22 protein-coding genes, 1 pseudogene and 1 riboswitch are annotated in these 25,278 nt (G+C 58.3%); of the genes and pseudogenes, 12 read left to right on the top strand and 11 right to left on the bottom strand.

Features of this window, described 5'->3' with window-relative positions; genetic code table 11:
• Positions 1-400 precede the first annotated feature (400 nt).
• The 3 genes from EST62_RS13725 to EST62_RS02695 are packed head-to-tail and all read right to left on the bottom strand — an operon-like array spanning position 401 to position 2,033.
• Positions 401-574 carry a hypothetical protein gene (locus tag EST62_RS13725; RefSeq protein ID WP_245153424.1) on the bottom strand — a complete coding sequence of 58 codons (174 nt, stop codon included), beginning with the start codon at positions 572-574 and terminating at the stop codon, positions 401-403.
• A gap of 39 nt (positions 575-613) precedes the next feature.
• On the bottom strand, positions 614-1,177 hold the full coding sequence (locus EST62_RS02700) for a trans-aconitate 2-methyltransferase (RefSeq protein WP_245153423.1): 564 nt from the start codon (positions 1,175-1,177) through the stop codon (positions 614-616).
• Positions 1,178-1,220: 43 nt separating this feature from the next.
• Positions 1,221-2,033, bottom strand: coding sequence for an MIP/aquaporin family protein (locus tag EST62_RS02695; protein WP_245153422.1), 813 nt, complete (start codon positions 2,031-2,033; stop codon positions 1,221-1,223).
• 192 nt (positions 2,034-2,225) lie between these two features.
• Between EST62_RS02695 and EST62_RS02690 the strand changes: the two genes are divergently transcribed.
• From EST62_RS02690 to EST62_RS02650, 9 genes are all read left to right on the top strand, one after another.
• Entirely contained in the window at positions 2,226-3,488 is a 1,263-nt protein-coding gene (locus tag EST62_RS02690) for a glutamate-5-semialdehyde dehydrogenase (RefSeq protein WP_129050564.1), read from the top strand.
• Positions 3,488-4,180 carry an ABC transporter ATP-binding protein gene (locus EST62_RS02685; protein WP_167599136.1) on the top strand — a complete coding sequence of 231 codons (693 nt, stop codon included), beginning with the start codon at positions 3,488-3,490 and terminating at the stop codon, positions 4,178-4,180. Before EST62_RS02690 ends, EST62_RS02685 begins: the two co-directional genes overlap by 1 nt.
• Before the next feature lie 125 nt (positions 4,181-4,305).
• On the top strand, positions 4,306-6,513 hold the full coding sequence (locus EST62_RS02680; protein WP_129050562.1) for a pentapeptide repeat-containing protein: 2,208 nt from the start codon (positions 4,306-4,308) through the stop codon (positions 6,511-6,513).
• A gap of 151 nt (positions 6,514-6,664) precedes the next feature.
• Positions 6,665-7,963, top strand: coding sequence for an MFS transporter (locus EST62_RS02675; protein WP_129050561.1), 1,299 nt, complete (start codon positions 6,665-6,667; stop codon positions 7,961-7,963).
• Between the two features lie 89 nt (positions 7,964-8,052).
• On the top strand, positions 8,053-8,460 hold the full coding sequence (locus EST62_RS02670; RefSeq protein WP_129050560.1) for a Fur family transcriptional regulator: 408 nt from the start codon (positions 8,053-8,055) through the stop codon (positions 8,458-8,460).
• 168 nt (positions 8,461-8,628) lie between these two features.
• Positions 8,629-10,827 carry a catalase/peroxidase HPI gene (katG, locus tag EST62_RS02665; protein WP_129050559.1) on the top strand — a complete coding sequence of 733 codons (2,199 nt, stop codon included), beginning with the start codon at positions 8,629-8,631 and terminating at the stop codon, positions 10,825-10,827.
• A gap of 402 nt (positions 10,828-11,229) precedes the next feature.
• A complete protein-coding gene (locus EST62_RS02660; RefSeq protein WP_167599135.1) occupies positions 11,230-11,460 on the top strand; it encodes an addiction module protein in 231 nt (76 codons plus the stop codon).
• Positions 11,418-11,750, top strand: coding sequence for a hypothetical protein (locus EST62_RS02655; RefSeq protein ID WP_245153421.1), 333 nt, complete (start codon positions 11,418-11,420; stop codon positions 11,748-11,750). The genes EST62_RS02660 and EST62_RS02655 overlap by 43 nt, the downstream gene beginning before the upstream one ends.
• Positions 11,751-11,799: 49 nt before the next feature.
• Positions 11,800-12,621 (top strand): hypothetical protein, encoded by an 822-nt coding sequence (locus tag EST62_RS02650; RefSeq protein ID WP_129050557.1) that lies wholly within the window; start codon positions 11,800-11,802, stop codon positions 12,619-12,621.
• A 115-nt stretch (positions 12,622-12,736) separates the two neighbouring features.
• On the opposite strand, the pseudogene EST62_RS02645 reads toward EST62_RS02650, so the two are convergent.
• From EST62_RS02645 to rsmB, 3 genes and pseudogenes are all read right to left on the bottom strand, one after another.
• Positions 12,737-12,976, bottom strand: a pseudogene (locus EST62_RS02645) (DegT/DnrJ/EryC1/StrS family aminotransferase); the annotation flags it as partial.
• Positions 12,977-13,124: 148 nt separating this feature from the next.
• On the bottom strand, positions 13,125-14,039 hold the full coding sequence (xerD, locus tag EST62_RS02640; protein ID WP_129050556.1) for a site-specific tyrosine recombinase XerD: 915 nt from the start codon (positions 14,037-14,039) through the stop codon (positions 13,125-13,127).
• Between the two features lie 2 nt (positions 14,040-14,041).
• Entirely contained in the window at positions 14,042-15,328 is a 1,287-nt protein-coding gene (gene rsmB / locus EST62_RS02635) for a 16S rRNA (cytosine(967)-C(5))-methyltransferase RsmB (RefSeq protein WP_129050555.1), read from the bottom strand.
• Positions 15,329-15,439: 111 nt separating this feature from the next.
• Positions 15,440-15,546: riboswitch (SAM riboswitch) on the top strand.
• Positions 15,547-15,652: 106 nt separating this feature from the next.
• On the opposite strand from rsmB, the gene EST62_RS02630 reads away from it, so the two are divergent.
• The 3 genes from EST62_RS02630 (at position 15,653) to EST62_RS02620 (ending at position 18,962) form a co-directional block, all read left to right on the top strand.
• The gene (locus EST62_RS02630; protein ID WP_129050554.1) at positions 15,653-16,942 is read left to right on the top strand and encodes an O-acetylhomoserine aminocarboxypropyltransferase/cysteine synthase family protein; all 1,290 of its coding nucleotides are present in this window, start codon (positions 15,653-15,655) and stop codon (positions 16,940-16,942) included.
• On the top strand, positions 16,939-18,000 hold the full coding sequence (gene metX / locus EST62_RS02625; protein ID WP_129050553.1) for a homoserine O-acetyltransferase: 1,062 nt from the start codon (positions 16,939-16,941) through the stop codon (positions 17,998-18,000). Before EST62_RS02630 ends, metX begins: the two co-directional genes overlap by 4 nt.
• Before the next feature lie 317 nt (positions 18,001-18,317).
• Positions 18,318-18,962 carry an HAD family acid phosphatase gene (locus tag EST62_RS02620; RefSeq protein WP_129050552.1) on the top strand — a complete coding sequence of 215 codons (645 nt, stop codon included), beginning with the start codon at positions 18,318-18,320 and terminating at the stop codon, positions 18,960-18,962.
• A gap of 131 nt (positions 18,963-19,093) precedes the next feature.
• Here the strand turns inward: EST62_RS02620 and EST62_RS13925 are convergent, their stop codons facing one another.
• The 5 genes from EST62_RS13925 to EST62_RS02595 all read right to left on the bottom strand — a co-directional run bounded on the left by EST62_RS13925 (position 19,094) and on the right by EST62_RS02595 (position 25,068).
• On the bottom strand, positions 19,094-20,140 hold the full coding sequence (locus EST62_RS13925; RefSeq protein WP_129050551.1) for a calcium-binding protein: 1,047 nt from the start codon (positions 20,138-20,140) through the stop codon (positions 19,094-19,096).
• A gap of 203 nt (positions 20,141-20,343) precedes the next feature.
• Complete coding sequence (locus tag EST62_RS02610) at positions 20,344-20,619, bottom strand: hypothetical protein (protein WP_129050550.1); 276 nt, start codon at positions 20,617-20,619, stop codon at positions 20,344-20,346.
• Positions 20,620-20,626: 7 nt separating this feature from the next.
• Complete coding sequence (locus EST62_RS02605) at positions 20,627-21,682, bottom strand: rod shape-determining protein (protein ID WP_129050549.1); 1,056 nt, start codon at positions 21,680-21,682, stop codon at positions 20,627-20,629.
• A 292-nt stretch (positions 21,683-21,974) separates the two neighbouring features.
• The gene (locus tag EST62_RS02600; RefSeq protein ID WP_167599134.1) at positions 21,975-23,990 is read right to left on the bottom strand and encodes a bifunctional UDP-sugar hydrolase/5'-nucleotidase; all 2,016 of its coding nucleotides are present in this window, start codon (positions 23,988-23,990) and stop codon (positions 21,975-21,977) included.
• Positions 23,991-24,144: 154 nt separating this feature from the next.
• Positions 24,145-25,068, bottom strand: a complete 924-nt coding sequence (locus tag EST62_RS02595) for a hypothetical protein (RefSeq protein WP_129050547.1) — start codon at positions 25,066-25,068, stop codon at positions 24,145-24,147.
• Positions 25,069-25,278 lie beyond the last annotated feature (210 nt).

Genomic DNA, 25,278 nt, shown 5'->3' with positions numbered 1-25,278 from the left:
AGTCAAGGTCGAGAAATTGAGTATAAAAAGTTGCATTCACAGCAGCTCCAACTCTTCTAAATACCTCGAAGCTCTGCTTCGAGGATCCTTTATTTAGATGGCTATAACAATCGCGCAAAATGAAATGACACCGCTTATCCCTTTTCAGTTTTGAAGGGTAAAAAATAACTCTTTTAATACGATAAGCAATAAAAATAGCACTCCGATCAAATATAGAAAATATATGCAGCAAAACGAATTGCGATATAAAAAAAGCATCAAAACGTAAAATCAAACGAACTATTCTATTTTTTTTATATCATTCATTTCATATCAAAAACCTCTTCTGAAACCTGTTTCGCATCGCGATTTCAGTGTTGATTCCGACATCTGGATCATGACGCTTTTTCGCGATGACTGTTCACCGCTCCGCCGAAAGGTTGATGCGACGGAAGGTTTCGAAGCAGGTTCCGCTTGGCTGAAGGGTGCGCTCGACCATGCGACGGGCGACGGAGTCGCGGAATGAGCCGCGCTGGCTTTCAGGCAGGCAGGGCAGCAGCGGCACGATGCTCGGCTGATCGATCCAGCGGATCATCGCCTCCTTGTCGGGGAAGTAGCGGTCGGCGTTGCCGCCTCAGACCCTGACGTTGCGCAAGCCGCTCTCTTCGGCGAGCGCCGTGTAATCGGCGACGGAGGGCATGTACCACGGCCACTCGAAGCCGTCGAACGCCTCCGCGAAGGGGTCGAGCGCCATCGCTTCCCGGATCGTCGCGAAGAAATTGATGCAGTTGCCGTCGCCCGCGAAGTCGAAGCGCACCCGCCCGCCGGGCCGCAATGCGCGCCGGACGTTGCGCAAAAGGCGGCGGTGATCCTTCACCCAGTGCAGCGTGGCGTTCGAGAAGATAACGTCGAACTCATCGTCGAAATCGAGATCGTCGATGTCCATCACCCGGAACTCCAGCCCCGGCTTCGCCTTCGGCGTGGTGGCCTCGATCATGCCCCGCGAAGCGTCGATGCCAGGCACGCGGCCCGCCGGAAGCTGGTCGGCGATCATGCGGGTCAGCGCGCCGTCGCCGCAGCCGAGATCGAGCACGCTTTCGTTGCCCCGGAGATCGAGTTCCGCGATCACCTTCGCGCCCCACTCCTTCTGGTGAGCCGAGGCCTGCTCGTACTTTTTTCCGTCGAATTCGTGCGCCATGGTTCAGGGGTTGATAATTGAGGAAATGCGGATTGCCAAACGGCTACTCGCTGTTGTCGCCATTATCATCTATGTCGAGCGTGCCCTGGGCGGCGATCGCGCCGGAGGTGGTGGGCGGGCCTTTGAGAATCCATTCGAAGACGACACCGATCAGCGCTCCCGAGAGCGGCCCGGCGACGTAAATCCAGGCAAGCGCGGTGTCGCCGCACACCAGCGCGGGAGCGAGGGAGCGCACGGGATTCATCGAGGCTCCGCTGACCGGCCCGGCCCACATTCCCGCCAGCGCGATGTAGCCGCCGACGGCAATGGCGCCGTTGGTGCCGATGTTCCGCGCGCCCGACGAGGTGCCGAGAATCGTGTTCACCAGCGCGGCGGTCAGCACGGCCTCCATGGCGAGCGCTTTCGGCGGCGTGATCCCGTGGCCCGGCAGCGTCATGCCTGCCGCGACAGCTCCGTCGCCGAACATGAAGCCGAGAAAGAGCGCCGCCAGCCAGCCTCCAGTGATCTGGGCAATGATGTAACCGGGTACGCGAATCCAGGGAAAGTTGCGGCGGATGGCGAAGGCGATCGTCACGGCGGGATTGAGATGCGCGCCGCTGACCGTACCCATGAAGTAGATGATGGCCATCACCATGAGGCCCGGGGCAACCGGCAAGAGCGCATCGCCCGAATGATTCCCGGAACCGGCAACCGCGACCGGGCCGCCAGCCGCCACAAGCACCAGCAGAAAGGCGCCCCACAGCTCGGCGAAAATCCGTTGCCATTCGTGTTTCGGATCGAGAAAGTTCGGCGCAAGCTGCGTCAGCAGCATCCGGTCGCGTTCCGCTTCCGGGCAGTTGAAATTGTTGGCCGTCATCACGCCTCCTTTTCAGATACTCTGTTTAGCGAACTCCCGCGAAAGCCGGGCAAACCCGGTTAGCGTAAAGGTAATCAATGAAAGAGATGCAGCTCCATTCCTGCTGGCAGACAATTGCGCGGGTTGCCGAAGAATCGCTATCTTTCCTGCACTTCAGAATTCCGACAAATCCCTTTCAAGGAGCCAGCGTCCATGACCGAACACGAAGCTATCGTCCAGCACTTTCAGGCCGTCCAGAACGCCAGCCGCAAGATCGTCACGCTCGACGAACAGACCATCAACGCCCTGCTCGTCGATCTGGCCGACCGCATTCCCGCCGCCGCCGAATCGATCCTCAAAGCCAACCGCAAGGATCTCGAACGGATGGACGCCGCCGATCCGCGCTACGACCGGCTGCTGTTGAACGAGGCGCGTCTCGACTCGATCGCCTCCGACCTGCGCAACGTGGCCGCGCTCCCCTCGCCGCTCGACCGGGTGCTCGAAGAGCGCACGCTGCCCAACGGGCTGGAGCTGAAGAAGGTCTCGGTGCCGCTCGGCGTCATCGGCATTATTTATGAATCGCGCCCGAACGTCACCTTCGACGTCTTCGCGCTCTGCCTGAAATCGGGCAACGCCACCGTGCTCAAAGGCGGCAGCGACGCGGCGTTCTCGAACATCGCCATCGTCGAGCTGATCCAGACCGTGATCCGAGACCGCGGCCTCGATCCGGAGATGATCTACCTCCTGCCCGCCGAGCGAGAGGCGGCGCACATCCTGCTCAACGCGGTGGGCTACATCGACGTCATCATTCCGCGCGGCAGCCAGCAGTTGATCGACTTCGCCCGCAAGCACTCCACGGTGCCGGTGATCGAAACCGGCGCGGGCATTGTGCACACTTACTTCGACGAGAGCGGCGACCTGGCGATAGGCCGCGACATCGTCTTCAACGCCAAGACGCGCCGCCCGAGCGTCTGCAACGCGCTTGACACGCTCATCGTGCACGAAAGCCGCATCGACGACCTGCCGGTGCTGGTGGAGCTGCTCGAAGAGAAGATGGTGCAGCTTTACGCCGACGAAGCGTCGTATTACAAACTGCTGAACCGCTATCCGGACGAGCTGTTGCAGCTCGCCACGCCGGAGAATTTCGGCACGGAGTACTTGTCGCTGAAGATGTCGATCAAAACCGTCGCAAGCTTCGAGGAGGCGCTCGACCACATCGCCCGCCACAGCTCGAAGCACAGCGAAGCGATCATCGCCTCCGACCAGGCGCAGATCGACGCCTTCATGAAGCGGGTCGATGCGGCGGCGGTCTATGCCAACACCTCGACCGCCTTTACCGACGGGGCGCAGTTCGGCCTCGGCGCGGAGATCGGCATCAGCACGCAAAAGCTGCACGCGCGCGGCCCGATGGCGCTCCGGGAGCTGTGCACCTACAAATGGCTGATCGAAGGCCAGGGGCAGGTGAGGCCCGCCTGATGCTCGAAGCACGCAAGCTCGTCAAATCCTACGCCCTGCCCGGCCAGCCGCCGCTGCGCATTCTCGACGGCATCGACCTCTCGGTGGGGCCTGGTGAAATGGTGACCGTCATCGGCGCGTCAGGCAGCGGCAAGACCACGCTGCTCAACCTGCTCGGCACGCTCGACGCGCCCGACGAGGGCGAATTGCGCTTCGACGGCTCGCCGATCTTTGAGGGAAGCCGCTGTATGCTGTCGAAAAAGGAGCTGGCCGCTTTCCGGAACCGCAAGATCGGCTTCGTCTTTCAGTTCCACCACCTGCTCTCGGATTTTACGGCGCTCGAAAATGTCGCGATGGCGGAGTTCATCGGCACCGGCAAGCTCAAGCCCGCCAAGGAGCGAGCCGCCGTGCTGCTGGAAAAGCTCGGCCTCAAGGCGCGGCTCGACCACCTCCCCTCGGAGCTGTCGGGCGGCGAACAGCAGCGCGTCGCCATCGCCCGCGCGCTGATGAACGAGCCGAAGCTCGTGCTCGCCGACGAGCCGAGCGGCAACCTCGACAGCCGCAACAGCCGGATGCTCTACGAACTGATGGCCACGCTCAGCAAAGAACGCCAGACCTCGTTCGTCATCGTCACCCACAACGAAGAGTTCGCCGCCACCGCCGACCGCTGCCTCCACATGCAGGACGGCCGCCTGCGGGTGTGCGGGGGGTGAGGCATTCTGACGACTCACAATCCAAATCGAAATCGGCATCGCTGACATCATTGAGCATTACATTGCCTTGCAGGGGCATTTCAACGAATCGCGACACACACGAAACCACCTGACCAACGCACGGCATGAACGAACAAATACCCGAGGCACAGATGCTGCTGGAGGTGGCCAATAAATCCTCGGAGCGGCTTGCGGTTTTGCACGCCGGGTTCATGGCGACCTGCGTGTATGTGCTGGTGATCGTGTTCGGCACCACCGACCTCGACCTGTTGATCGGCAAGGGGGTGCAGTTGCCGTTGGTAAATGTCGAGGTGCCGATAGTCGGTTTTTACGTCTTCGCGCCGTTCATCCTGACGCTGGTGCATTTCAACCTGCGGCTCCAGCTTCAGTTGCTCTCCCGCAAGCTCCACGCCTTCGATGCAGCGGCAGCGCCGGAGGACGGCGAAATTGGCGGCCTGCGCGACCGGCTGCACATCTTCCCCTTCACCTACTACATCGCCGGCAGACCCGGCCCCCGCGTGCAGCCATTCGTGGCGCTGATCGTTTCAATCACCGTCATCATGCTGCCGCTCGTTACCCTGCTCGTGCTCCAGATGGTGTTTCTCGCCTATCAGGAAGAGCTGTTGACGTGGATGCAACGCATCGCCATCTGGATGGACATGTTGTCGGTCGCCTACTTCTGGCCACTCATCATCAACCCCTCCGGCTCACTGGGCAACTACTATCGCGACCTCTACCGCGCTCACCTGCCGAGGAAAAGAGACTGGATACCGGTCGGGCTTTTTGCGAGCGGGCTGATACTGTTTTTGTTTGGAACGACTTTCGATGTTGAGAAACCAACGCCATTCACCGACAAAATCGTCGAGATATTACCACCACTGACGGGAATGCTCCTGATTCCCCTTTCCGCCATTACAGCACTTTTTCTGCGCAAATCGAAGCTGCTTGCGCGACCCGGCAGCCTGCTGCTTGCACTGCTCGGTACTGGAACCTGTTTCTTCCTGATCTCCTCGCTCGCTCCCTATCTCGTGATCAGAACAGGCGTTGTTGCGTCCGTAACCTTGATCGTACTGTACGCTATCCTGCTTTTCCGGCAACCCGACGCACCTCGCGGCAGCCTTGCCTTGCTGCTCTCGCTCTTCCTGGGCTTGCCTCTGACGCTTGCCATGCTGGTGGATGGAGAAATACTCGAACGCAGCATCACAACCATGCAAGGCTCACATGACCGCCAAACGCCGTTTTGCTACTTTTTTTTGAAGGGCAAGCGAACGCTGGAACTTCGAGAACAAGTGTTGTTCGCCAAACAGCCACAACCGGAAACGCTTGCGCTGATTCGTTCTGATGAGTGGGAAAAAGGTATTCGGCAGATCGAGCCACTCAATCTAAAAGGCAGGAAGTTACGACATGCTGACCTTTCTGGGTGTATTCTTGTTCGGGCTGATTTAAGGGGGGCTGATCTTAAAGGTGCTAATCTCACCAGCACTCAGCTTCAGGGCGCTGATCTCGGAATGGCTCAGTTCCAGGGTGCTTATCTCGAAAGTGCTCAGCTTCAGGGCGCTCATCTCAGAGGCGCTCAGCTTCAGGGCGCTCATCTCGTAGGTGCTGAGCTTCAGGGCGCTGATCTCGGACGTGCTCAGCTTCAGGGCGCTGATCTCGAAATTGCTGCACTTCAGGGCGCTGATCTCGGAATGGCTCAGCTTCAGGGCGCTGATCTCAGAAGTGCTGAGCTTCAGGGCGCTGATCTCGAACGTGCTCAACTTCAGGGCGCTTATCTCGGAGGTGCTCAGCTTCAGGGCGCTGATCTCGAACGTGCTCAGCTTCAGGGCGCTGATCTACGTGAGTCTGACATGTACGGCGCTTCATTTGGCGAGACAGAAACAGCCCTTGTCGATGCAAGAGGTATCGTTTTCTCCCCTATGCCGGATTCAGTATATGAAGAGCGACGCAACGAGTTACAGGCGATCTACATGGATAAAAAAACAAAGGATGCCGCTCTGGAACGTTTGAAAAAAGCTACCCAACCTGGACTCCCTGCCCCGACTCTTGACTCCTGCCTCATCTCGGAAAATTCGCCGATCAAGTGCACGAATCGACTCGTTGAACCAGAGTACACCGCGCAGCTGCACACCTATCTTGCCGACCTTGCCTGTAAATCTCCAGACATCGCTCGCGGAATCATTCAACAAATAACCAATGCTGAGTCTTACAATTCTACATCATCCCGTATTGGCCTGAAACCCATCCTGCGCAAACGCCTTCAAGCCGGAAATTGCAACGAGCTGAATGGGTTGACGGATGAGGAAAAACGTAAGTTATTGGACACCAGCGAATGAGCATCGGATTCTTCGGAGGCCAAAAGATGCCGAGCAGGCGCTCGGCGCTCCCAGAGAACCCAAAACACCGCAACCCTTTGGAACCAAAGCGCAATAATTTCATTTATACAACAACACCTTATTCAACCCTATCCACCGCACATCTATCCCGATGACCGATAACTCCTCCTCCAACGCCAAATTAGGCCCCATCGAACTGGCTCCGTCGGTACTGCCCCGCCATGCGTGGAGCTTCCTTTTCGCGTCGTTCTTTTCGATCGGTATGGTCACGTTCGTGTCGATTGGCCAGGCCTACATCATGAACGAGCATCTGCACATTCCGGTGTCGGAGCAGGGCACCCTCAGCGGCGACCTGGTCTTCTGGACGGAGATCGTCACGCTCCTGCTCTTCGGCCCGGCCGGGGCGATCATGGATCGCATCGGCAGAAAGCCGGTCTATGCCACGGGCTTTCTCGTGCTGGCCATCGCCTACCTCGTTTACCCGCTCGTGACCGACGTGTTCCAGCTCACCATCGCCCGCATGATCTACGCGGTCGGCGTGGTGGCCGTCACCAGCGGCCTGGCGACGGTGCTGGTCGATTACCCGAAGGAGCGGTCGCGGGGCAAGCTCATCGCCATCGTGGGATTCCTCAACGGCCTCGGCATCGTCATCCTGAACCAGTTTTTCGGCGGTCTGCCCAAGACGCTCGTGGCGAGAGGATTCAGCGGCACGGAGGCCGGATTCTGGGCGCACGCGGCCATCGCGGGCACGGCGGTGCTCGCGGCCATTGTGCTCTTTTTCGGCCTCAAGGGCGGCACGCCGGTGCGCCACGAGGAGCGGCTACCGTTGAAAGAGCTGCTCACCAGCGGCTTCCGCCACGCCCGCAATCCGCGAATTCTGCTCTCCTACGCGGCGGCCTTCGTGGCTCGCGGCGACCAGTCGATCATCGGCACCTTCGTGCCGCTCTGGGGCATGACCACCGGCATCGCCATGGGCATGGAGCCAGCCGAGGCGGTCAAGAAGGGCACTTTCATCTTCATCGTCTCGCAGGCCGCCGCGCTCCTCTGGGCGCCGGTCATCGGCATTTTCATCGACCGCTGGAACCGCGTCACGGCGCTCACCTTCTGCATGGGGCTGGCGGCCATCGGCTACCTCTCGCTGGCGATGATCGGCAACCCGCTCGAAACGTACTCGCTCATCTTCTTCGTCTTGCTCGGCATTGGCCAGATCAGCGCTTTCCTCGGCTCGCAATCGCTCATCGGCCAGGAAGCCCCGAAGGAGGCGCGCGGTTCGGTGATCGGCGCATTCAACATCAGCGGAGCCATCGGCATCCTCTTCATCACCACCACCGGAGGCCGCCTCTTCGACGGCATGAGTCCCAAAGCCCCCTTCATCATCGTCGGCGCGGTGAATTTGCTGGTGATGGCGGGCGGCATGTGGCTGCGGGCGCGGGAGGCAAAGGATGGGTGACCTGTAGGGACGGGTCTTGTGCCCGTCCTGAATGACGTGCAGGGGCGGGTCTCGCGTCCGTCCCTCTTGAAATGCAAAATTATCCGGCAATGATCCAGCAACGCTCCGTCAAACCGTATCGGCACAGCCGCCAGAGAGAGCGGCTTCTGGCGATCCTTCGCTCCACCGAAAGCCATCCGACGGCGGCGTGGCTCTACGACCGGCTGAAAGCGGAGTTTCCCAGCCTGAGCCTCGGCACGGTCTATCGAAACCTCGCCATCCTGATTGAGCAGGGGCTGGTACGTAAAATCGACGCGGGCAGCACCTTCGACCGGTTCGAGGCCAAAACGAAGCCGCACTACCACCTGATCTGCAACAAATGCGGCAAGATCATCGATTTCGAGGAGTGCTTCTTTCCGGAAATCAACGATACCATCGGCACATCGGCAGACTTCGATATCGAGTCACACCGCATCGACTTTTTCGGAATCTGCTCCGATTGCCGGACAAAAAGCTGAAATCCTCTGGGAATATGGGGATATTTTTTTAATCTCTTATTAGTAATCGTTCCGATTTGCAGTTATGACGAAAAGGCGCGCCGTTTCACGTCAAGAACCAATGCGAGCGAATAAGACTTATAAAAAGGAGTAACTGAACGTTCCCATCAAGAAAACAGGAGAAACATCATGAGCGAACAGAGTAAATGCCCGGTTACGGGCCGAACAGCCGCTCATCCGGCCACGGGCGGCGGGCGGTCGATCCGCGACTGGTGGCCGAACCAGCTCGATCTCGACATGCTGCATCAGCACTCCTCGCTGAGCAATCCGCTCGACGAGGAGTTCGATTACGCTGAAGCCTTCAAAACGCTCGACCTGGCAGCCGTCAAGCGCGACCTCCACGCGCTGATGACCGATTCGCAGGAGTGGTGGCCCGCCGATTACGGCCACTACGGCGGCCTCTTCATCCGCATGGCGTGGCACAGCGCGGGCACCTACCGCATCAGCGACGGGCGCGGCGGCGGCGGCACGGGCAACCAGCGCTTCGCGCCGCTCAACAGTTGGCCCGACAACGCGAACCTCGACAAGGCGCGCCGGCTGCTCTGGCCAATCAAGCAGAAGTATGGCAAGAAACTCTCCTGGGCTGACCTCATGATTCTGGCGGGCAACTGCGCGCTGGAGTCGATGGGTTTCAAGACCTTCGGTTTCGGCGGTGGACGCGAGGACATCTGGGAGCCGGAGGAGGATATTTACTGGGGCAAGGAGGTCGAGTGGCTCGGCAACAATCGCTACACCGGCGAGCGCGATCTCGAAAACCCGCTGGCCGCCGTGCAGATGGGGCTGATCTACGTCAATCCCGAAGGGCCGGATGGCAACCCCGATCCGGTTCTGGCGGGCAGGGACATCCGCGAAACCTTCGCCCGCATGGCGATGAACGACGAGGAGACCGTGGCGCTGGTCGCGGGTGGGCACACCTTCGGCAAATGCCACGGCGTCGGCGATCCGGCGCTGCTCGGCCCGGAGCCGGAAGCCGCGCCTATCGAGGAGCAGGGTCTCGGCTGGAAGAGCGGCTACGGCAGCGGCAAGGGGGACGAAACGATGACGAGCGGACTGGAAGGCGCGTGGACGCCCGACCCGATTCACTGGGACATGGGCTACCTCGGAATGCTCTACCGGTACGAGTGGGAGCTGACCAAAAGCCCCGCTGGAGCCTGGCAGTGGCAGCCGAAAGATGTGGCCGAGGAGGATTTGGCTCCGGCGGCGCACGATCCATCGAAGCGCGTGCCCACCATGATGACCACCGCCGACCTGGCGATGCGCATGGATCCGCTCTACGGGCCGATCTCGAAGCGCTTCTACGAGCATCCCGACCAGTTCGCCGACGCTTTCGCACGGGCGTGGTTCAAGCTGACGCACCGCGACATGGGGCCGCGCTCGCGCTACCTCGGCGCTGAAGTGCCGGATGAAGACCTGATCTGGCAAGACCCGGTGCCGCCGGTCGATCACGAATTGGTCGGCGACGAGGAGATCGCGGAACTCAAGAAGCGGCTGCTCGCCTCCGGCCTGTCGATCCCGGAGCTGGTCTCGACCGCCTGGGCCTCGGCCTCGACCTTCCGAGGCTCCGACAAGCGCGGCGGCGCGAACGGCGCTCGCATCCGGCTCACCCCGCAGAGGGAGTGGGAGGTCAACCAGCCGGAGCAACTGCAACGGGTGCTGGGCAAGCTTGAGGAAATCCGCGCCGCGTTCAATGGCGAGCGGACGGACGGAAAGCGGGTGTCGTTCGCCGACCTGATCGTGCTCGCCGGATGCGCCGGAATTGAAGAGGCCGCAAGACGCGCAGGCAGCGAGGTCGCCGTCCCCTTCACGCCGGGCCGCACGGACGCCACGCAGGAGCAAACCGACGCGGAGTCGTTCGCCGTACTCGAACCGAGAGCCGACGGATTCCGCAACTACGCCAAACAAAAATATAGCGTATCGGCGGAGGAGATGCTGGTTGACCGCGCGCAACTGCTCACTCTCACTGCCCCGGAAATGACCGTGCTCATCGGCGGCCTGCGCGTGCTGAACGTGAACTACGGCCAGTCGCAACACGGCGTCTTCACCAAACGACCGGAAACGCTCAACAACGACTTCTTCGTGAACCTGCTCGACATGGGCACGGAGTGGAAGCCGCTCTCCAGAGAGCACGACACCTTCGAGGGCCACGACCGCAAAACCGGCGAAGCGAAATGGACGGCCACCCGCGTCGATCTCATCTTCGGCTCAAACGCAAGGCTACGCGCCGTCGCAGAAGTTTACGGAAGCGATGACGCGCAGGAGAAGTTCGTGCACGACTTTGTCGCCGCATGGAACAAGGTCATGAACCTTGATCGGTTCGATATTGGGTGAGGTTTAGTGGGGAAAAGCCCGGTAGGCTGAGGGATAGCTGTTATCCTGAGGCCTGCCGGGCGTTTTTGTGTCGTAAGGCAAGCGCTTCTCAATTTTCTGAGAGAGGCAGAAGGAATAAATGCCTTGTCATGCTGAGCGAAGAGATGCATCCAGCTTAGACTCGATCCCAGAAAAACGCCGTAAACCAGAACGCTCAGCGCGGGTGCCGCTGACCGTCATGGCCCGTGAACACGATGGCGTCACCCAGGCGATGTCGGTGTGATTAGGAAGATTGAGATTTTTGGCTACATCTGTGAGGTTTTGACAGGAACGATCATCAGATTATTCCTACTTTAGTAGAATAAGAAAGCCAAGCCAAGCGCACTGTTTTTATGAAGATTGACTTTGATTGAGAGGAGCACCATGTCAACACCTGCCATCAGTACAGAATATTTGAAGCTTTCCGTGTCCGAGCGGATTCAGCTTGTCGAAGACATTTGGGACAGCATTGCCGCTGAGGCATCTGAGACGATTGAACTGTCACAGGCGCAAAAGGATGAACTGCATCGTCGCGTCGCCGAACATCGCGCTGATCCTTCAACAGCCGTTCCGTGGGAACAGGTCAGATCGCGATTGTTTTCAGGGAAGTCGTGATGAGAATTGTTGTTCGACCAGAGGCGGAAAAAGAGCTTCTGGAGGCTCAGGCATGGTATGAATCAAAAGCCCAAGGCCTTGGCTTTGAGTTTGCCCGAGCTGCCGATGCTGCAGTCGCCTCCGCACTTCGGACTCCTTTGGGGTATGGACGTATCGAAGCAGAGTTTCGCCGTGTACTCCTTCGCAAGTTTCCTTATTCGCTTATCTATCTACCGAGTGATGACGAGTTGCTCGTGGTGTCGTTCTTTCATCAGCATCGTGAGCCGGGCGTTTGGCTTGAGAGGCTTTGACAGCTATTATAACTGATTTTATTATGGCAAACCCTTAATTGCTACCTTTATGAAGTCGGAAATAAAAAATTATCATATCTGGCTCATTGGTTTAGCTATTATTTTTATAACTGGAATTATAGCTGGCAAATATGGCAGCAATGATACCAGTATTTTTTTCAGCAATAATAAGTCGGCTGACAAGTGTAAATGTAAAAAAGAGAAGTCGGGCGACGGATATAAATATAAAAAATCCTACTGCCAATACGACATTGATTCGACTACAACTGCAAAACGAGAACAATATCGTTTAAGACTTAAAACCGCATCTTATTCGCTTAATATCCCTTCAAGTGTAAAAGTTGACACTCCATTCACAATTTATTTTGTATTGAACCCTGTTGAAAATCCAAAAATACTGGCTAAGAAGCTCGAAAAAATCATAAGCCAAGACCCTGCAAAAACACAAAGAATAGAAGCAGATACGACGAAGTTGAGTTCCAAAATGCGTGTAAAATTGACAGGTGAAGATTTTGAGATTACGCCAGTCGAGGGGAAAGAGTTTGATGGATTAAAATCAACACAACCATCTGGTGATACTCGTTGGGGATGGCATATACAGGCAAAACATGCTGGTGAAAGTTTGCCGTTATACCTCAATGTGTGGTGTGAATTGCCTGTCGCGCTTGGAGGCCCTATAGATATGCTACCTACTTTAACCAGGTATATCAATGTTGAAGTGACACCAATTTGGCTAATAAATACTTATTGGGAAAGGTGGCAATGGTTTATTGGAGGTATTGGGGCTGTTCTTGTAACTGCTATCGGATGGTGGCTGAAAAATAGATACGAGAAAAACAATACGCCCTCAGAACAAAATAACGAAACTTAAAGGAGGTATCTGAAAACATTACATTGCATAGCTATTCTTTTCCAACAAAGCATTGGCGAAACCGGAAGCGCCGACAGCTTCGGTTACTACACCGTCGAGCGCTCCCGGCAATTTCTCACGCCCTCGTAATCACCCCGCAAATCTGATCGATCTCCTCTTCCTTCAAGTACGGATGCATCGGCAGGGCGAAAACCCTTGCGCTGAACTCTTCCGAAACCGGGAAGTCGCCCGGTTTGTAGCCGAGATTTTCGTAGGCTTTCTGGAGGTGCAGCGGAATCGGGTAGTAGATCGCCGAGGGAATACCCGCGTCTTTCAGCGCGCCCATGAGCTTCGTGCGGTCGTCGGTGGTGTCGGCAGGCATCGCGAGGAAAGTCGCAAGGCTGGTGCCGGTGGGGGTGATGAAAGGGTAAGGCGAATTATGAATTATGAATGCTGAATTATGAATTGAAAGAGAAGATCACCCGCGCTTTCCTGTCCACCAAGTCCACAACGTCCACCAGCAGCTACCCTCTCGGGTGAAAGCTCCGGTGCACCTCTTTTATGAACGAGCGGTCGATGTGGGTGTAGATTTGGGTGGCGATGATGGAGCTGTGGCCGAGCATCTCCTGCACGACGCGCAGGTCAGCGCCGCCTTCGAGCAGGTGGGTGGCGAAGGAGTGGCGGAAGGTGTGCGGGCTGATCGGTTTTTCGATGCCCGCGATGATGGCGTACTGCCGCACGATGTTCCACGTACCCATTCGCGAGAGCTTGCCACCGCGCGAGTTCAGGAAGATCGTGTCGTACGACGCCGCGCTCGTCATGGCGGGGCGCAGCTCGTCGAGGTAGCGTTTCATCCACGAAATGGCCGTCTGGCCGATAGGGACGAGTCGCTCTTTCGAGCCTTTGCCGAAGACCCGCACGAAGCCGTCATCCATGTGCAGATTCAGCCGGCTGAGGTCGATCAGCTCGCTGACGCGGACTCCCGTGGCGTAGAAAAATTCGAGCATCGCCTTGTCGCGCAGCATGAATTTACCGGTCGGGTGACGCCTGAGCGGGGCGTCGAGCAGCAGCGTCATCTCTTCGACGGTCAGCACGGCGGGCAGGTAGCGGGCCAGTTTTGGCTGGTGGATGTTCTCGGCGGGGTTCATCGCCGCGAGCCGCTCGGTGAGCAGGAACTTGTGGAACGAGCGGATCGCCGAAATGTTCCGGGCCACCGAACTTGCTTCGAGGCCAATGTCGTGCAGCTCCTGTATGAATTTGCGGATGTCGCCCGGCGCGGCCTCGCCTGGCTTGACGCCGCCCTCGTGCAGCCAGGCGAGGTAGCGGCCAAGATCGTTCAGGTACGAGGCCCGCGTGTTGGCAGAAAAGTTGCGTTCGAGGGTCAGGTAGTTCAGGAAGGTTTCGAGCGCGTCGCGCCACGGCGCATCGGGTTCGGCCATCCTCACGCCTCCAGTTTGCGGAACCGCGCGGCGTAGCCGCCGTCGAATCCCTCGCTCGATCCCGGCAGGGTGAGCCGCGACGCTTCCGTCACAAAATCGGGATGGCGTTGCAGAAACGCTTCGGCCTGTTGCTCGTTCTCCTCCGGTTCGACCGAGCAGGTCGCGTAGATGAGCACGCCGCCGGGCCGGAGCAGCGAGGCGGCGCGGTCGAGCATCGCTTTCTGGAGACCCGCAAGTTCCCGGAGCTTTTCGGGCGTCGTGCGCCAGCGCAGTTCGGCGCGGCGACCGAGAACGCCCGTGCCGGTGCAGGGGGCGTCGAGCAGGAGGGTGTCCACCGCGCACTCCGGATCGAAGGTGAGCGCGTCGCCTTCGCGCGGCTCGATGATAGTGATGCCGAGCGCCTCGGCGTTCGAGGCGATGCGCGCGACTTTGGCCGGGGTGCGGTCGAGCGCGATGACGCGGCCCCGGTTCTCCATCAGCTCGGCCATGAAGGTCGCCTTGCCGCCCGGCGCGGCGCACATGTCCAGCACGGCGCCGCCCGGCTGCGGCGCGGCCAAGAGGCAGGCGAACCCCTGCGCCGGATTCTGCACACTGACGAGGCCCTCCTTGAGCAGCGGTTCCATCCTGTCGAACGACTTCGAGAAGAAGAATCGGTCGAGTCCTTCCGCGTCCGCAACTCGTTTTGCGTCCGAAAGTTCAGGCCTCGCCAGCAGCGTTTCGGGATCGGCCTTGAGCCGGTTGATCCGGTAGCCGGTGGCTGGCGGCAGGTTGCCGTGCGCGAGCATCGCGAGCGTTGCGTCGGGGCCGTAGCGCGCGAGCCAGCGGGCGGCGAGCCACTCCGGGAAGGAGTAGAGAATCGAGAGGCGCTGTGCCTCCGGCATATCAGCCGTCCATGCGTCGAGATCGATGGTCGCTTTCGAGATGTTGCGCAACAGACCGTTGACCAGCTTCGCCAGATGGTCGCCCTTGAACTTGCGGGCCAGCTTGACCGATTCGTTGACCGCCGCCGATTTTGGCACACGGTCGAGGCGCAGAAGCTGATAGACGCCGAGGCGCAGGATGTTTTTCAGCACTTCGGCGGCTTTGGCGTAGTCGTGGCGATAGAATCGCTCGATGACGTAATCGCACTGCCGCCGGTACTTCAGGGTTCCGGCCACCAGCTCTTTTGCCAGCGCCCGGTCGCTGCGTTCGAGGTGGGAGGTTTCGAGCATCCGGTTGAGCAGCTCGTCGGATTTCTTCATTCCGTCGAGTTCGACGAGGACGCGGAGGGCGATTTCACGTGCGGTCATAGGCGGAGCAGATGGCGGGCAATATTTCGGAAAGCAGATGGCAACGTCTTGTAAAATAGTATCATCTGTCGTAGATTCATGAAATTTGAACGTTCTTTTCAAGATTTCGAGCTATCATCCAGAAAGGCGGAGGGACTGGCCCTGCGAAGCCTTGGCAACCTTCATTCCACATGAGCGGTGCCAAATCCATCCCGGAGGAGATTCGGGAAAGATGATGTATGCATGACCTTTGACTTCATACCTCACCTGAGCGCTTACCGCACCTATATCCTGACCACGATTCCCCTGCATGGAGCGTAAGCTTCAACTATCCATTTTTTTGCCATGACCCAGGACAATTCCTACCGGTTCGAGACCTTGCAGGTTCACGCCGGGCAGGAGCCTGATCCGGTGACCGGATCGCGCGCCGTGCCGATTTACCAGACCACCTCCTACGTGTTCGAAAACGCCGGGCACGGCGCCGATCTGTTCGCGCTTCGCAAGGCGGGAAATATCTACACGCGCCTGATGAACCCGACCACCGACGTGCTCGAAAAGCGCATGGCGGCGCTCGAAGGGGGCAAGGCGGCGCTTGCCGTGGCGAGCGGCCACTCGGCGCAGTTCATCGCCATCGCCACCATTTGCCAGGCGGGCGACAACATCGTTTCGTCGAGCTACCTGTACGGCGGCACCTACAACCAGTTCAAGGTCGCCTTCAAGCGCATCGGCATCGAGGTTCGCTTCGTTGACGGCAACGATCCCGAAGCGTTCCGCCAGGCCATCGACGGTAACACCAAGGCGCTCTACACCGAGTCGATCGGCAATCCGGCGTTCCACGTGCCGGACTTCGAGGCGCTGGCGGCCGTCGCTCGCGAGAACGGCATTCCGCTGATTGTCGATAACACCTTCGGTTGCGCGGGCTACCTCTGCCGCCCGATCGATCATGGCGCTTCGATTGTGGTCGAGTCGGCCACCAAGTGGATCGGCGGGCACGGCACCTCGATGGGCGGCATCATCGTCGATTCGGGCGCGTTCGACTGGTCGAACGGCAAGTTTCCGCTCTGCGCGGAGCCTTCGGAGGGGTACCACGGCCTGAAGTTCCACGAGACTTTCGGCGACGTTGCTTTCATCGTCAAGGCGCGGGTCGAGGGGTTGCGGGATTTCGGCCCGGCCATCAGCCCGTTCAACTCCTTCATGCTGTTGCAGGGTCTCGAAACGCTCTCGCTCCGGGTGCAGCGCCACCTCGACAACACGCTCGAACTGGCCCGCTGGCTCGACGGTCACGAGTCGGTCGAGTGGGTGAACTATCCCGGCCTCGAAAATCATCCGACGCACGAGCTGGCAAAGAAATATCTGACGCACGGCTTCGGCTGCGTGCTCACTTTCGGTGTCAAGGGCGGCTACGAAAAGGCGATCAGGTTCATCGACAGCGTCAAACTGGCCAGCCACCTGGCCAACGTTGGCGACGCCAAGACGCTGGTGATCCATCCGGCCTCGACCACGCACCAGCAGCTCAGCGCAGAGGAGCAGCAGTCGGCGGGCGTCACCGCGGATATGGTGCGCGTGTCGGTGGGCATCGAGCACATCGACGACATCGAGGCTGACTTCAGCCAGGCTTTCGAGAATTTAGCATGACCCGAATGGAGCATATACCGATCATTTCCGACAGTACCCTCTTCTTCAAATCGCACGAACCGTTGCCGCTCGAACTGGGCGGAACGTTGCCGGAACTGACCATCGCCTACCGCACCTGGGGCAAGCTGAACGCCGAGAAAAGCAATGTCATTCTCGTCTGCCATGCGCTCACCGGCAACGCCGATGTCGATAGCTGGTGGTGCGGCATGTTCGGCGAGGGGCGGGCGTTCGACGAGACCCGCGAGTTCATCATTTGCAGCAACGTCGTCGGAAGCTGCTACGGCTCGACCGGGCCGCTGTCGCTCAATGCCGAGACCGGCAAACGCTACGGCCCCGATTTTCCGCGCATCACCATCCGCGACATGGTTGCCGCGCAACGCCTTCTCTTGCAATCACTTGGCATCGACAAAATCCGCCTCGTCATCGGCGCGTCGCTTGGTGGAATGCAGGTGCTCGAATGGGGCGCGATGTATCCCGACATGGCCGGAGCGCTGATGCCGATGGGCATTTCGGGCCGTCACTCGGCGTGGTGCATCGCGCAGAGCGAGGCGCAGCGGCAGGCCATCGCCGCCGACGCGGAGTGGCTCGGCGGCTGGTACGATCCGGCGACCCAGCCGCGCAAAGGACTTTCCGCCGCCCGGATGATGGCCATGTGCACCTACCGCTGCTTCGAGAACTATCAGGAGCGGTTCGGGCGCAAGCAGCGCGAGGACGGCCTGTTCGAGGCGGAGAGCTACCTGCGCCACCAGGGCGACAAGCTGGTCGGGCGTTTCGACGCCAACACCTACATCACCCTCACCAGAGCGATGGACATGCACGATCTCGGACGCGGACGCGAGTCATACGAAGCGGCGCTCGGAGCGCTGAAGATGCCGGTGGAGATTCTCTCCATCGACTCGGACGTGCTCTATCCCAAAGAGGAGCAGGAGGAACTCGCCCGCCTCATCCCCGGCTCGCGCCTGCTTTTTCTCGACGAACCCTACGGCCACGACGCCTTTCTCATCGACACCGACACGGTCAGCCGCATGGTCTGCGAGTTCAAGGATAAAATCGGCTGAAAATGAAAGAGGCGCGGTGTTTTTCCGCGCCTCGCTTTCCTGTCCACATCGTCCACTTTTCACCATCACCCGATCACCTAAACCCGCGTAAGGCCGCAGCGCCTCCGTGCGGTGGCGTGCTTGTGAAAATGCCCCGTTTTCTGTACCTATAAAGAGTTTACGCTTGGCCGCTTTTCCCCGTTTTCCCGCCTTTTCGCGCGGCCTTCGATACGATTGGCAGTCAGTACGTAACCGGTGTGCTTCGCGTGATCCGATTTCAGTTCATCGTTTGTTCCTGAAACGTTTTCTCTTTTCATCAAAACGACGAGGAGGAACTCATGACCGGGAAATTCAGGGCTGTTTTCGCGCTGCTGTATCTGTTTGCAGCGGCCTGTACGCAGGTGCATTACGTCACCGTCGAAAAAATCAGGGCGACGCTTCCGCCTCAGCCGATTGTCGCCGGATTCGACATCGACGACACCGTGCTCTTCTCCAGTCCCGGATTTTATTACGGCGTGAACAATCACGATGGTCCCGGCGGCAGGAACCGGTATCCCGTCGGCGACAGCTTGTGGACGTCAAAAGCGTTCTGGAACGACATGAACGGAACGTTCGACAAGTTCAGCATTCCGAAAGCCTCCGGCACGGCGCTGATCCAGATGCACAAGCAGCGCGGCGACACGATTGTTTTCATCACCGCTCGCGACAGCTCGCAAGTGAACATTGTGCCGCAGATTCTCAGGCAATGTTTCGATTTGAAGAAAGCCGAGGTGATTTTTACCTGCAACCAGTCCAAAACGCCCTCGATAACCGCCAAGGAGGTGAAGATTTATTACGGCGACTCCGACACCGACATCACCGCCGCGCAATCCGCCAAAGCCCGCCCGATCCGCGTCCTCCGCTCGCCGCTCTCGACGAATAAAACTTCGTACGAGCAGGTCGGCAAAAAGGGCGAGGAGGTGTTGAGGGATTCGGAGAATTGAGGAGGTTGGGGGAGTCGCGATCTTTTTGGTTTGAAGACGGTTCGATACGTGCTGCGGGGCATGTCACAACAGGATAACGCCAAGGCCGGAAGTGAGTGGAGCTTCCGGCCTTGTTGAGGAATGCGGAAAAATCAGACAAACATTTCGGCGGTCAACTCTCCCGGAGCAACTCCGGTCAGGGTCACGGTATCCGTGCCGCAGGTAAGCACCGTACCTCCATGACCGTCGGAAACTGCCGAGGCAAGCAACGCGGTGATATCACAGCCATCCGGGACATCGATCAGATCACCAGGCTCACCATAAGCAAGGATGATGTCATCCATGGCGACATGTTCTCCGCCACCATCAAGTCCGGCATTGGTTCCACCCACTCCATCAATTTCAACGGTGTCGATGCTGGTGAATCGATTGGTTGCATTTTCATAAGCACTGAAATCAATCAATTCCTTGGTTGGATCGAGGAGCAGATTTGCTGTTCCGACAAGGACACCATCATCATATGCCTTAACAGTCACTTCAAGGTCATTATTCCATGCTGCCGCCATATTCGCACTGACAAGGTCAAAATCTTCAGCACTGTTAGAGAACGACAGGCCCAATGCAGCATTATCGAACCCAACATAATTGCCTGAGTTGAGGACATTATCATATCCGCTTCCTGAGTGATAATCGTGACGTAAAGCCGCCGCATTATTCCAGTCAAGACCCATATATCCGTCTGGAACCCAATCAGCAAAAGGAGAAGTAGTTATTCCCTCAAAATCGATGGTGTCGTAGATCTTTACGGTTGCTTCAAAATCCTGGATCACATCCTGCCCACGGGAGAGCGCAAAAGTATCGATGCCGCCATTTCCCATCATGATGTCGTTGCCGGCTCCGCCATCGATGTAGTCAGCACCGGAGCCTCCCGTGATGTTATCATTGCCGAAGCCACCCCGGAAGATGTTGTTCTCCGTGCTGGCGGCAGCGTTGATGACATCGTTGCCCCATCCGGCATCGATTTCCCAGTGATCGGTGTGATAGGGGCTACCTCCAAGGCTGAAGGTCATCCCGAATAATTGACCCATGGTAAAGGTGCTTTGAGCGGGATCGTCTGAGAGGGTAAAGGTGTTGCTGAGAGCAAATGCCATGGATGGCCCGTTGGGCACTTTTTCAAGAAAAGTATAAGGAATAGGCATGGTAGATCTCCATTTCAATTGTTAAAAACACAAATGTTTGTTAAAACAACCAAACAGGTACTACATAAAATAAATACGAAAAGAACTTGTGAAATCAAAGTATAACAATTGTAAAATCGTGTTGATTTTGTAAATTGTTACCTGATAAGTCGTTGTCGTATCTATACGTGATGCGGGCGTGCCGGCGTGAACCGGTCGAGTTGCTACGCAGGCAACAGCAACAGCAACTGCCGATGCCGAGCGAGGTTGCGGCGAGCAACCTCGCTCGGCATCGCGAGCGTACAGTCGTATTGCGCGGCCAGGGCTTCGGGATCGTCGGAGATGATGACGAGCATCGGCGCATATGGTAGAACGCGGCATCCCTGCTGTCGTGCGATTTCCCGCAGGGCTTCGTTATTTGATTCGAGGAACGCCTTCTTGTAGTGTCCTTTGAGCTTGCCGAGCAGTTCGCGGTTGCCGATGAGCGTAAAGCGCCACAACTACCAGTTACGGTTTATGCTTATTCTTGCTATTGATGAGCGCTGGTTGGTAGAGTTCGAAATTCTCCAGAATCTTGCACAGGCCTTTGATGACTGCGGTTTGCGGTTCGTCGCAGATTGTTACCGGCAAGCCGGTTTCTGAGTGGATTATTTTGTCGATTCCCGCCAGCAGCGCACCGCCTCCCGTCAAAAAAATTCCGCGTTCGAGAATATCGACGGCGACATCGGGCTTGTCGGCCAGCACTTCGATGCACTTCTTGATTGCCTTCACGATCTCCTGTAACGACGCGGCGATGACTTCGCCGAGAGCAGTGGTGCTGATCTCCTGCGTTTCGGGAAAACCCGAACGAAGATTGAAGCCCTTGACCGGCAACCGGCTATCACGGTCGAGCCTGTCGGCTGCCGCGATTTGCAGCTTGATCTGTTCAGCGGCGTACTCACTGATTGCCAGATTGTTTTTTTCTCGCAGGTGCTGGATGATTGCGTTGTTGATCTGATTGCCCGAAACCGAAAGCGATTCTCCGGAAACAATGCCGCCAAGCGACAGTACGGCAATTTGCGTGGTTCCGGCTCCGAGATTGACGATCAGGGTTGCAACCGTGTCGAGCGGGTTGATTCCAGCTCCTATCGCCGCGGCTATCGGCTCAAAAACCAGCCAGGCCTCCTTTGCGCCCAGATGTTCAGCCATATCGAAGAATGCGCGCTTTCCGACTTCAGTCAAACCGATCGGAACGCTTGTTCCCATCCTGTGAATGCCGAAGAGGATTCTCGGCTTGACATGGTGCAGCAGCTCCCTGAACAGCTTCTGGGCATTGTCGTAATCGCCGATGAGTCCGTTGTTTACAGGAAAAATAGTCTGGATGCCCGGATGCATTTTCTGGTGCATGTTGAGGGCATCGTGCCCAAAGGCAAGCAATTTGCCGGAATCGCTTTCAACAGCGACAATCGTGGGTTCATTGACAACGATGCCCTGATCCTTTATGCACATCAGCGTATTTGCCGAGCCGGGATCCAGACCGAGGTCGATGAAGGTTTCGATGTTTAATACGTTTCCTAAAATCATGGTTCAGGATTGTTAACTATTGCGAAAGCGCTGTCTCCTGATGGTATCGTATAGTCATCTGATGCCGGTGAGCCGCTTGAGTTTAAAAAACAAAATATAGTACTTTTGTTGTATTCGAGCATCCGGTATCCCAAGCGGCGCGGAGCGCTTCTCCCAGAGGTTTTTCGGCGTTGTCGGTAGAACAACAACCGGAAAGTACAATCTGTTTATTTGTCCGCGAAGCGAGCGCTTGGCGGAAGTGGGCGAAGTGGATGTTGTGAATGGCGTGGACGTTCGGGCGATCTTTTGTTGGTTATTGCTTTTTGCTTAAAGCATGACCTCGCTTTGCGATAACCCGGCGCACCACAAGAATCACAACCATCACCGCGGCTGCCAGGAGCGTGGCGGCGGTGGCGGTGAGCCAGTTGCCTCCGGCGACCAGCGCGATTGGGTTCCATGTGGCTACGGCGACGATGCGCCCTTCGGGTTTGGCGTAGCGTTCGGGCACCGTCGGAATGCCGTTCTTTTCCGGGAACGACGCGAGGTATTCGGCCAGGGCGACCCATTCGCGCAGCGGCTCGCCGTTGTTCCGCATCACCGTAAGCCTGCTTTCGTCTTTGGCGCTCACCGGATTGCCCGCCTGGTCTCGCGGCGTGATGGCGAGGATGCCGTGCGATTTCTTGCTGATGAGGCCGATCAGGTTGGCCAGGTAGGAGTTGATCGCCACGCTGTAAAGTCGCCCGTTTTCGACTGTCCGGTAGCGGTGGTCGGCTCCTTCGATTTCGACTGAGGTGACGCGGTCGAACGGTACGCGGTTGGGGTTAAAGCGGAACCGGATGCCGGAGACGCTGAGCGAGGCGTCCTTTTTCGACGGGGCGATGCTGGTGTGGACTTCGAGCAGGTTTTTCAGGTCGCGGCCTGTGAGATAGACGACCACGATGGTGTTGCCGCAATAGCCGTACTGCACCGGGCCGAGCGAGGCGGTCTGGAAGGCGTCCGCCACGCGCAGGTCGCCCCGGTAGAGCGACGAGCGGATGCAGCCGAGCACATCGATGGCGGCGTCGATGTGGCGTCGGCGGCCCTCCGCCTCTTCGACGGCGTAGCGGCAGGCGTCGGTGACGAGGTTGCCGAGCCCTGTTTCGCCGGGGCGGGCGTAGGTCTGTTCGGTGGTCTCGACGTCGAACGTCTGGCGGGCGAGCACCTGGTTGAAGCGGTAGCCGAAGTGCGAGAGGTATCGCCGCTCGACGAGGCTCTGGAAGCCGTCGATCATACGGGCGATTTTCGGCTCTTCCGGCACACTCGCGTCCATTTTCCGCAAGCGGTATTCCGTCACCGAAACGCGGCGGTCTTTCTCGACCTTCAGGTCGAGCACACCGAGCCACGTGCCGTACGATCCGGCGGAGACGATAGCCGTCTTTCCGACCATGATCGGCGAGTGCCGTACGGTGTGGGTGTGGCCACTGACGATCACGTCGATGCCGGGCGCGATGGCGGCGAGCTTTTCATCCTCGGAGCGCCGCGAGTCGGGATTGGTGCCGCTGTGCGACAGGCAGACGATGAGGTCAACTTTCTCGCGCTCCCTGAGAATTCTGACCGTTTTTCTCGCCGCCTCGACGGGATCGGAGAAGGTGAGCGGCGCCGCGAAGGTAGCGTCTTCGGCGGCATCCCTGCCGACGAGGCCGAAGATGCCGATGCGCACTCCGTTGCGCTCGATGACCGTGTAATCGCGCACCGGGTAGTCGCGGAAAGCCTTTTGCAGCGCGTCGTCGCGGGAGTCGCTCTGGCTGAAGCGGAGGTTCGAGATGAGCAGTTGCGGCAGTACGCTGGTTCTGGTTCGCGCGGCGCGAAGCATTGCGGCAGTGCCGGAGGGTCGAAAGTCGAAGTCGTGATTGCCGAAGGCGACGGCGTCGTAGCCCATTGCGCCCATGAGGCGCAGTTCGAGCGCCTCCTCCCGTAAGACGGTGTGGTAGAGCGTGCCTTGGGTGAAGTCGCCCGCATCGACGACGAGCACACCGCCGTTCGCCCGACGGCGCTCCGTTTCAATCGCCGTGGCCAGCCGGGCGTAACCGCCCGCGTCGCGGACGTTTCCGTCGCTCGCGAGTTCGTGATGCGGCGAAAAGTGCGAGTGCAGGTCGCCGGTGAAGAGCACGGTGAGCCTCGCCGGTTTCGCCAACGCTGCCGCCGCCGGGAAGAGGTGCAGCGCGGCCAGGAGCGAAACGACCGCCAGCAGCAATCCGAACCGTCGCGGGATTGCGGCGAAGTGCGGCGGCGCTATCCGGTTGCCGGAATCGGTGTGACAAAAAAGGATGAGGCTGTCGGGGGCGATCATGCGTGGAAGCTGATGATGTTGGCGGGGCGATTTGTGTGGCGTCCAGCTTGAGGGCCGAGCGCTGCGGGATCGCATCTCGTTCCAATATAAAGATTAAACCCCCGGCCTCGATGCGCTGAAGCCGGGGGTTTTGATCGTGCAGTGCCTGTGCTTGTTACTTTCTCAGGTACTTGAAGCTTGGGTTGGGACGGCCAACGAAGCACGAGCGCGAGAAGCCATATTTTTTGATGATGGCAAAGGCTTTTCTGGCCTCGCTTTCTTTGCTGCCGAAATTGAAGAGCCAGTGGCTGCCATCGACGATCTTCCAGCTTCCGCCGATGTTCCTGACCTCGATGGTGTTGGGGTTGAAGCTCACGCAATCCTCACCCGGCATGTTTCCCTGGGGCGCGTTGCCGTTGACCAGCAGGTACTGGAAGCTCGGGTCGGGACGTCCCACGAAGCAGGAGCTGTTCATCCGGTAGAATTTGATGATTTTCAGCGCCTTCAGCGCTTCCGCTTTTTTATCGCCGAAGTTGAACATCAGGTGGTTGCCATCGACAATCGTCCAGTTTCCGTTGATATTCGTGACGGTCGCAGTTGCCGGGTTGAACGACACGCAATCCTCTTTGACTATTGGCATGGGCAGTGGCATCGGCCTCACCGGGGCGAGCTGTAACTGCCGTTTGAAGGTGTAAACCGCCGTGTAGTTGTTGCGATTGCTGTAACCGGTGAAGCGGGTGAAGACCTCGGCGCGGAGCGTATTGTTTCCGGCGGGCCTGACGATGACGAGCGTCTGGCTGAAGCTCGTGGTGAACATTGCCGAGGCCGCCTTGGCCGTCATTTCGAGCGGAGCGGAGACGTCGGGAGCGTAAGGGTAAGCCGCGACTTCGCCCCAGTCGCAATCATTCGGATGGCATTTGCCCCAGGCGTGCATCGTCAGGTTGCGGGCGTTGCCGTCGATGACGAGGGTCGTGATGCCTCTGGCGCCTGAATCGGTGTTTTCCCACTTGCCGGTCATCTGGCTGAGGGCTGCGAAGCTGATCGAATAAGAGAGCAGGCAGAGGATCACCAGCGAGGTTGAAACGATGGTTTTTTTCATGTTTTCTCCGGTTGGGGGGTTGCAACGGGTTGTGAAAAGAGCAGTATGAAGTACTGCTTCAACAAGTTAGAGATTAATGTCCGTAATAAAAAAGAGCGCGGCGGCGCTTTTCGGGCGCGGCTTTTTTGTGTTGGCGCGGCGGAGCAGGCGGGAAGTCGGCCGCATCTTTTTTGTAAACAGATGCGGCCGGGGGATTTACAACTGTGGTTG

This window comes from Chlorobaculum sp. 24CR (assembly GCF_004118635.1).
Taxonomy (GTDB): Bacteria; Bacteroidota; Chlorobiia; order Chlorobiales; family Chlorobiaceae; genus Chlorobaculum.
Note: the sequence above shows the minus strand (reverse complement) of the source record. Positions and strands in the feature narration are given on the sequence as shown.

Coding starts and splice junctions, on each gene's coding strand:
- EST62_RS13725 (WP_245153424.1), bottom strand. CDS start 574: ATGATCCGCTGGATCGATCAGCCGAGCATCGTGCCGCTGCTGCCCTGC.
- EST62_RS02700 (WP_245153423.1), bottom strand. CDS start 1,177: ATGGCGCACGAATTCGACGGAAAAAAGTACGAGCAGGCCTCGGCTCAC.
- EST62_RS02695 (WP_245153422.1), bottom strand. CDS start 2,033: ATGACGGCCAACAATTTCAACTGCCCGGAAGCGGAACGCGACCGGATG.
- EST62_RS02690 (WP_129050564.1), top strand. CDS start 2,226: ATGACCGAACACGAAGCTATCGTCCAGCACTTTCAGGCCGTCCAGAAC.
- EST62_RS02685 (WP_167599136.1), top strand. CDS start 3,488: ATGCTCGAAGCACGCAAGCTCGTCAAATCCTACGCCCTGCCCGGCCAG.
- EST62_RS02680 (WP_129050562.1), top strand. CDS start 4,306: ATGAACGAACAAATACCCGAGGCACAGATGCTGCTGGAGGTGGCCAAT.
- EST62_RS02675 (WP_129050561.1), top strand. CDS start 6,665: ATGACCGATAACTCCTCCTCCAACGCCAAATTAGGCCCCATCGAACTG.
- EST62_RS02670 (WP_129050560.1), top strand. CDS start 8,053: ATGATCCAGCAACGCTCCGTCAAACCGTATCGGCACAGCCGCCAGAGA.
- katG (WP_129050559.1), top strand. CDS start 8,629: ATGAGCGAACAGAGTAAATGCCCGGTTACGGGCCGAACAGCCGCTCAT.
- EST62_RS02660 (WP_167599135.1), top strand. CDS start 11,230: ATGTCAACACCTGCCATCAGTACAGAATATTTGAAGCTTTCCGTGTCC.
- EST62_RS02650 (WP_129050557.1), top strand. CDS start 11,800: ATGAAGTCGGAAATAAAAAATTATCATATCTGGCTCATTGGTTTAGCT.
- xerD (WP_129050556.1), bottom strand. CDS start 14,039: ATGGCCGAACCCGATGCGCCGTGGCGCGACGCGCTCGAAACCTTCCTG.
- rsmB (WP_129050555.1), bottom strand. CDS start 15,328: ATGACCGCACGTGAAATCGCCCTCCGCGTCCTCGTCGAACTCGACGGA.
- EST62_RS02630 (WP_129050554.1), top strand. CDS start 15,653: ATGACCCAGGACAATTCCTACCGGTTCGAGACCTTGCAGGTTCACGCC.
- metX (WP_129050553.1), top strand. CDS start 16,939: ATGACCCGAATGGAGCATATACCGATCATTTCCGACAGTACCCTCTTC.
- EST62_RS02620 (WP_129050552.1), top strand. CDS start 18,318: ATGACCGGGAAATTCAGGGCTGTTTTCGCGCTGCTGTATCTGTTTGCA.
- EST62_RS13925 (WP_129050551.1), bottom strand. CDS start 20,140: ATGCCTATTCCTTATACTTTTCTTGAAAAAGTGCCCAACGGGCCATCC.
- EST62_RS02605 (WP_129050549.1), bottom strand. CDS start 21,682: ATGATTTTAGGAAACGTATTAAACATCGAAACCTTCATCGACCTCGGT.
- EST62_RS02600 (WP_167599134.1), bottom strand. CDS start 23,990: ATGATCGCCCCCGACAGCCTCATCCTTTTTTGTCACACCGATTCCGGC.
- EST62_RS02595 (WP_129050547.1), bottom strand. CDS start 25,068: ATGAAAAAAACCATCGTTTCAACCTCGCTGGTGATCCTCTGCCTGCTC.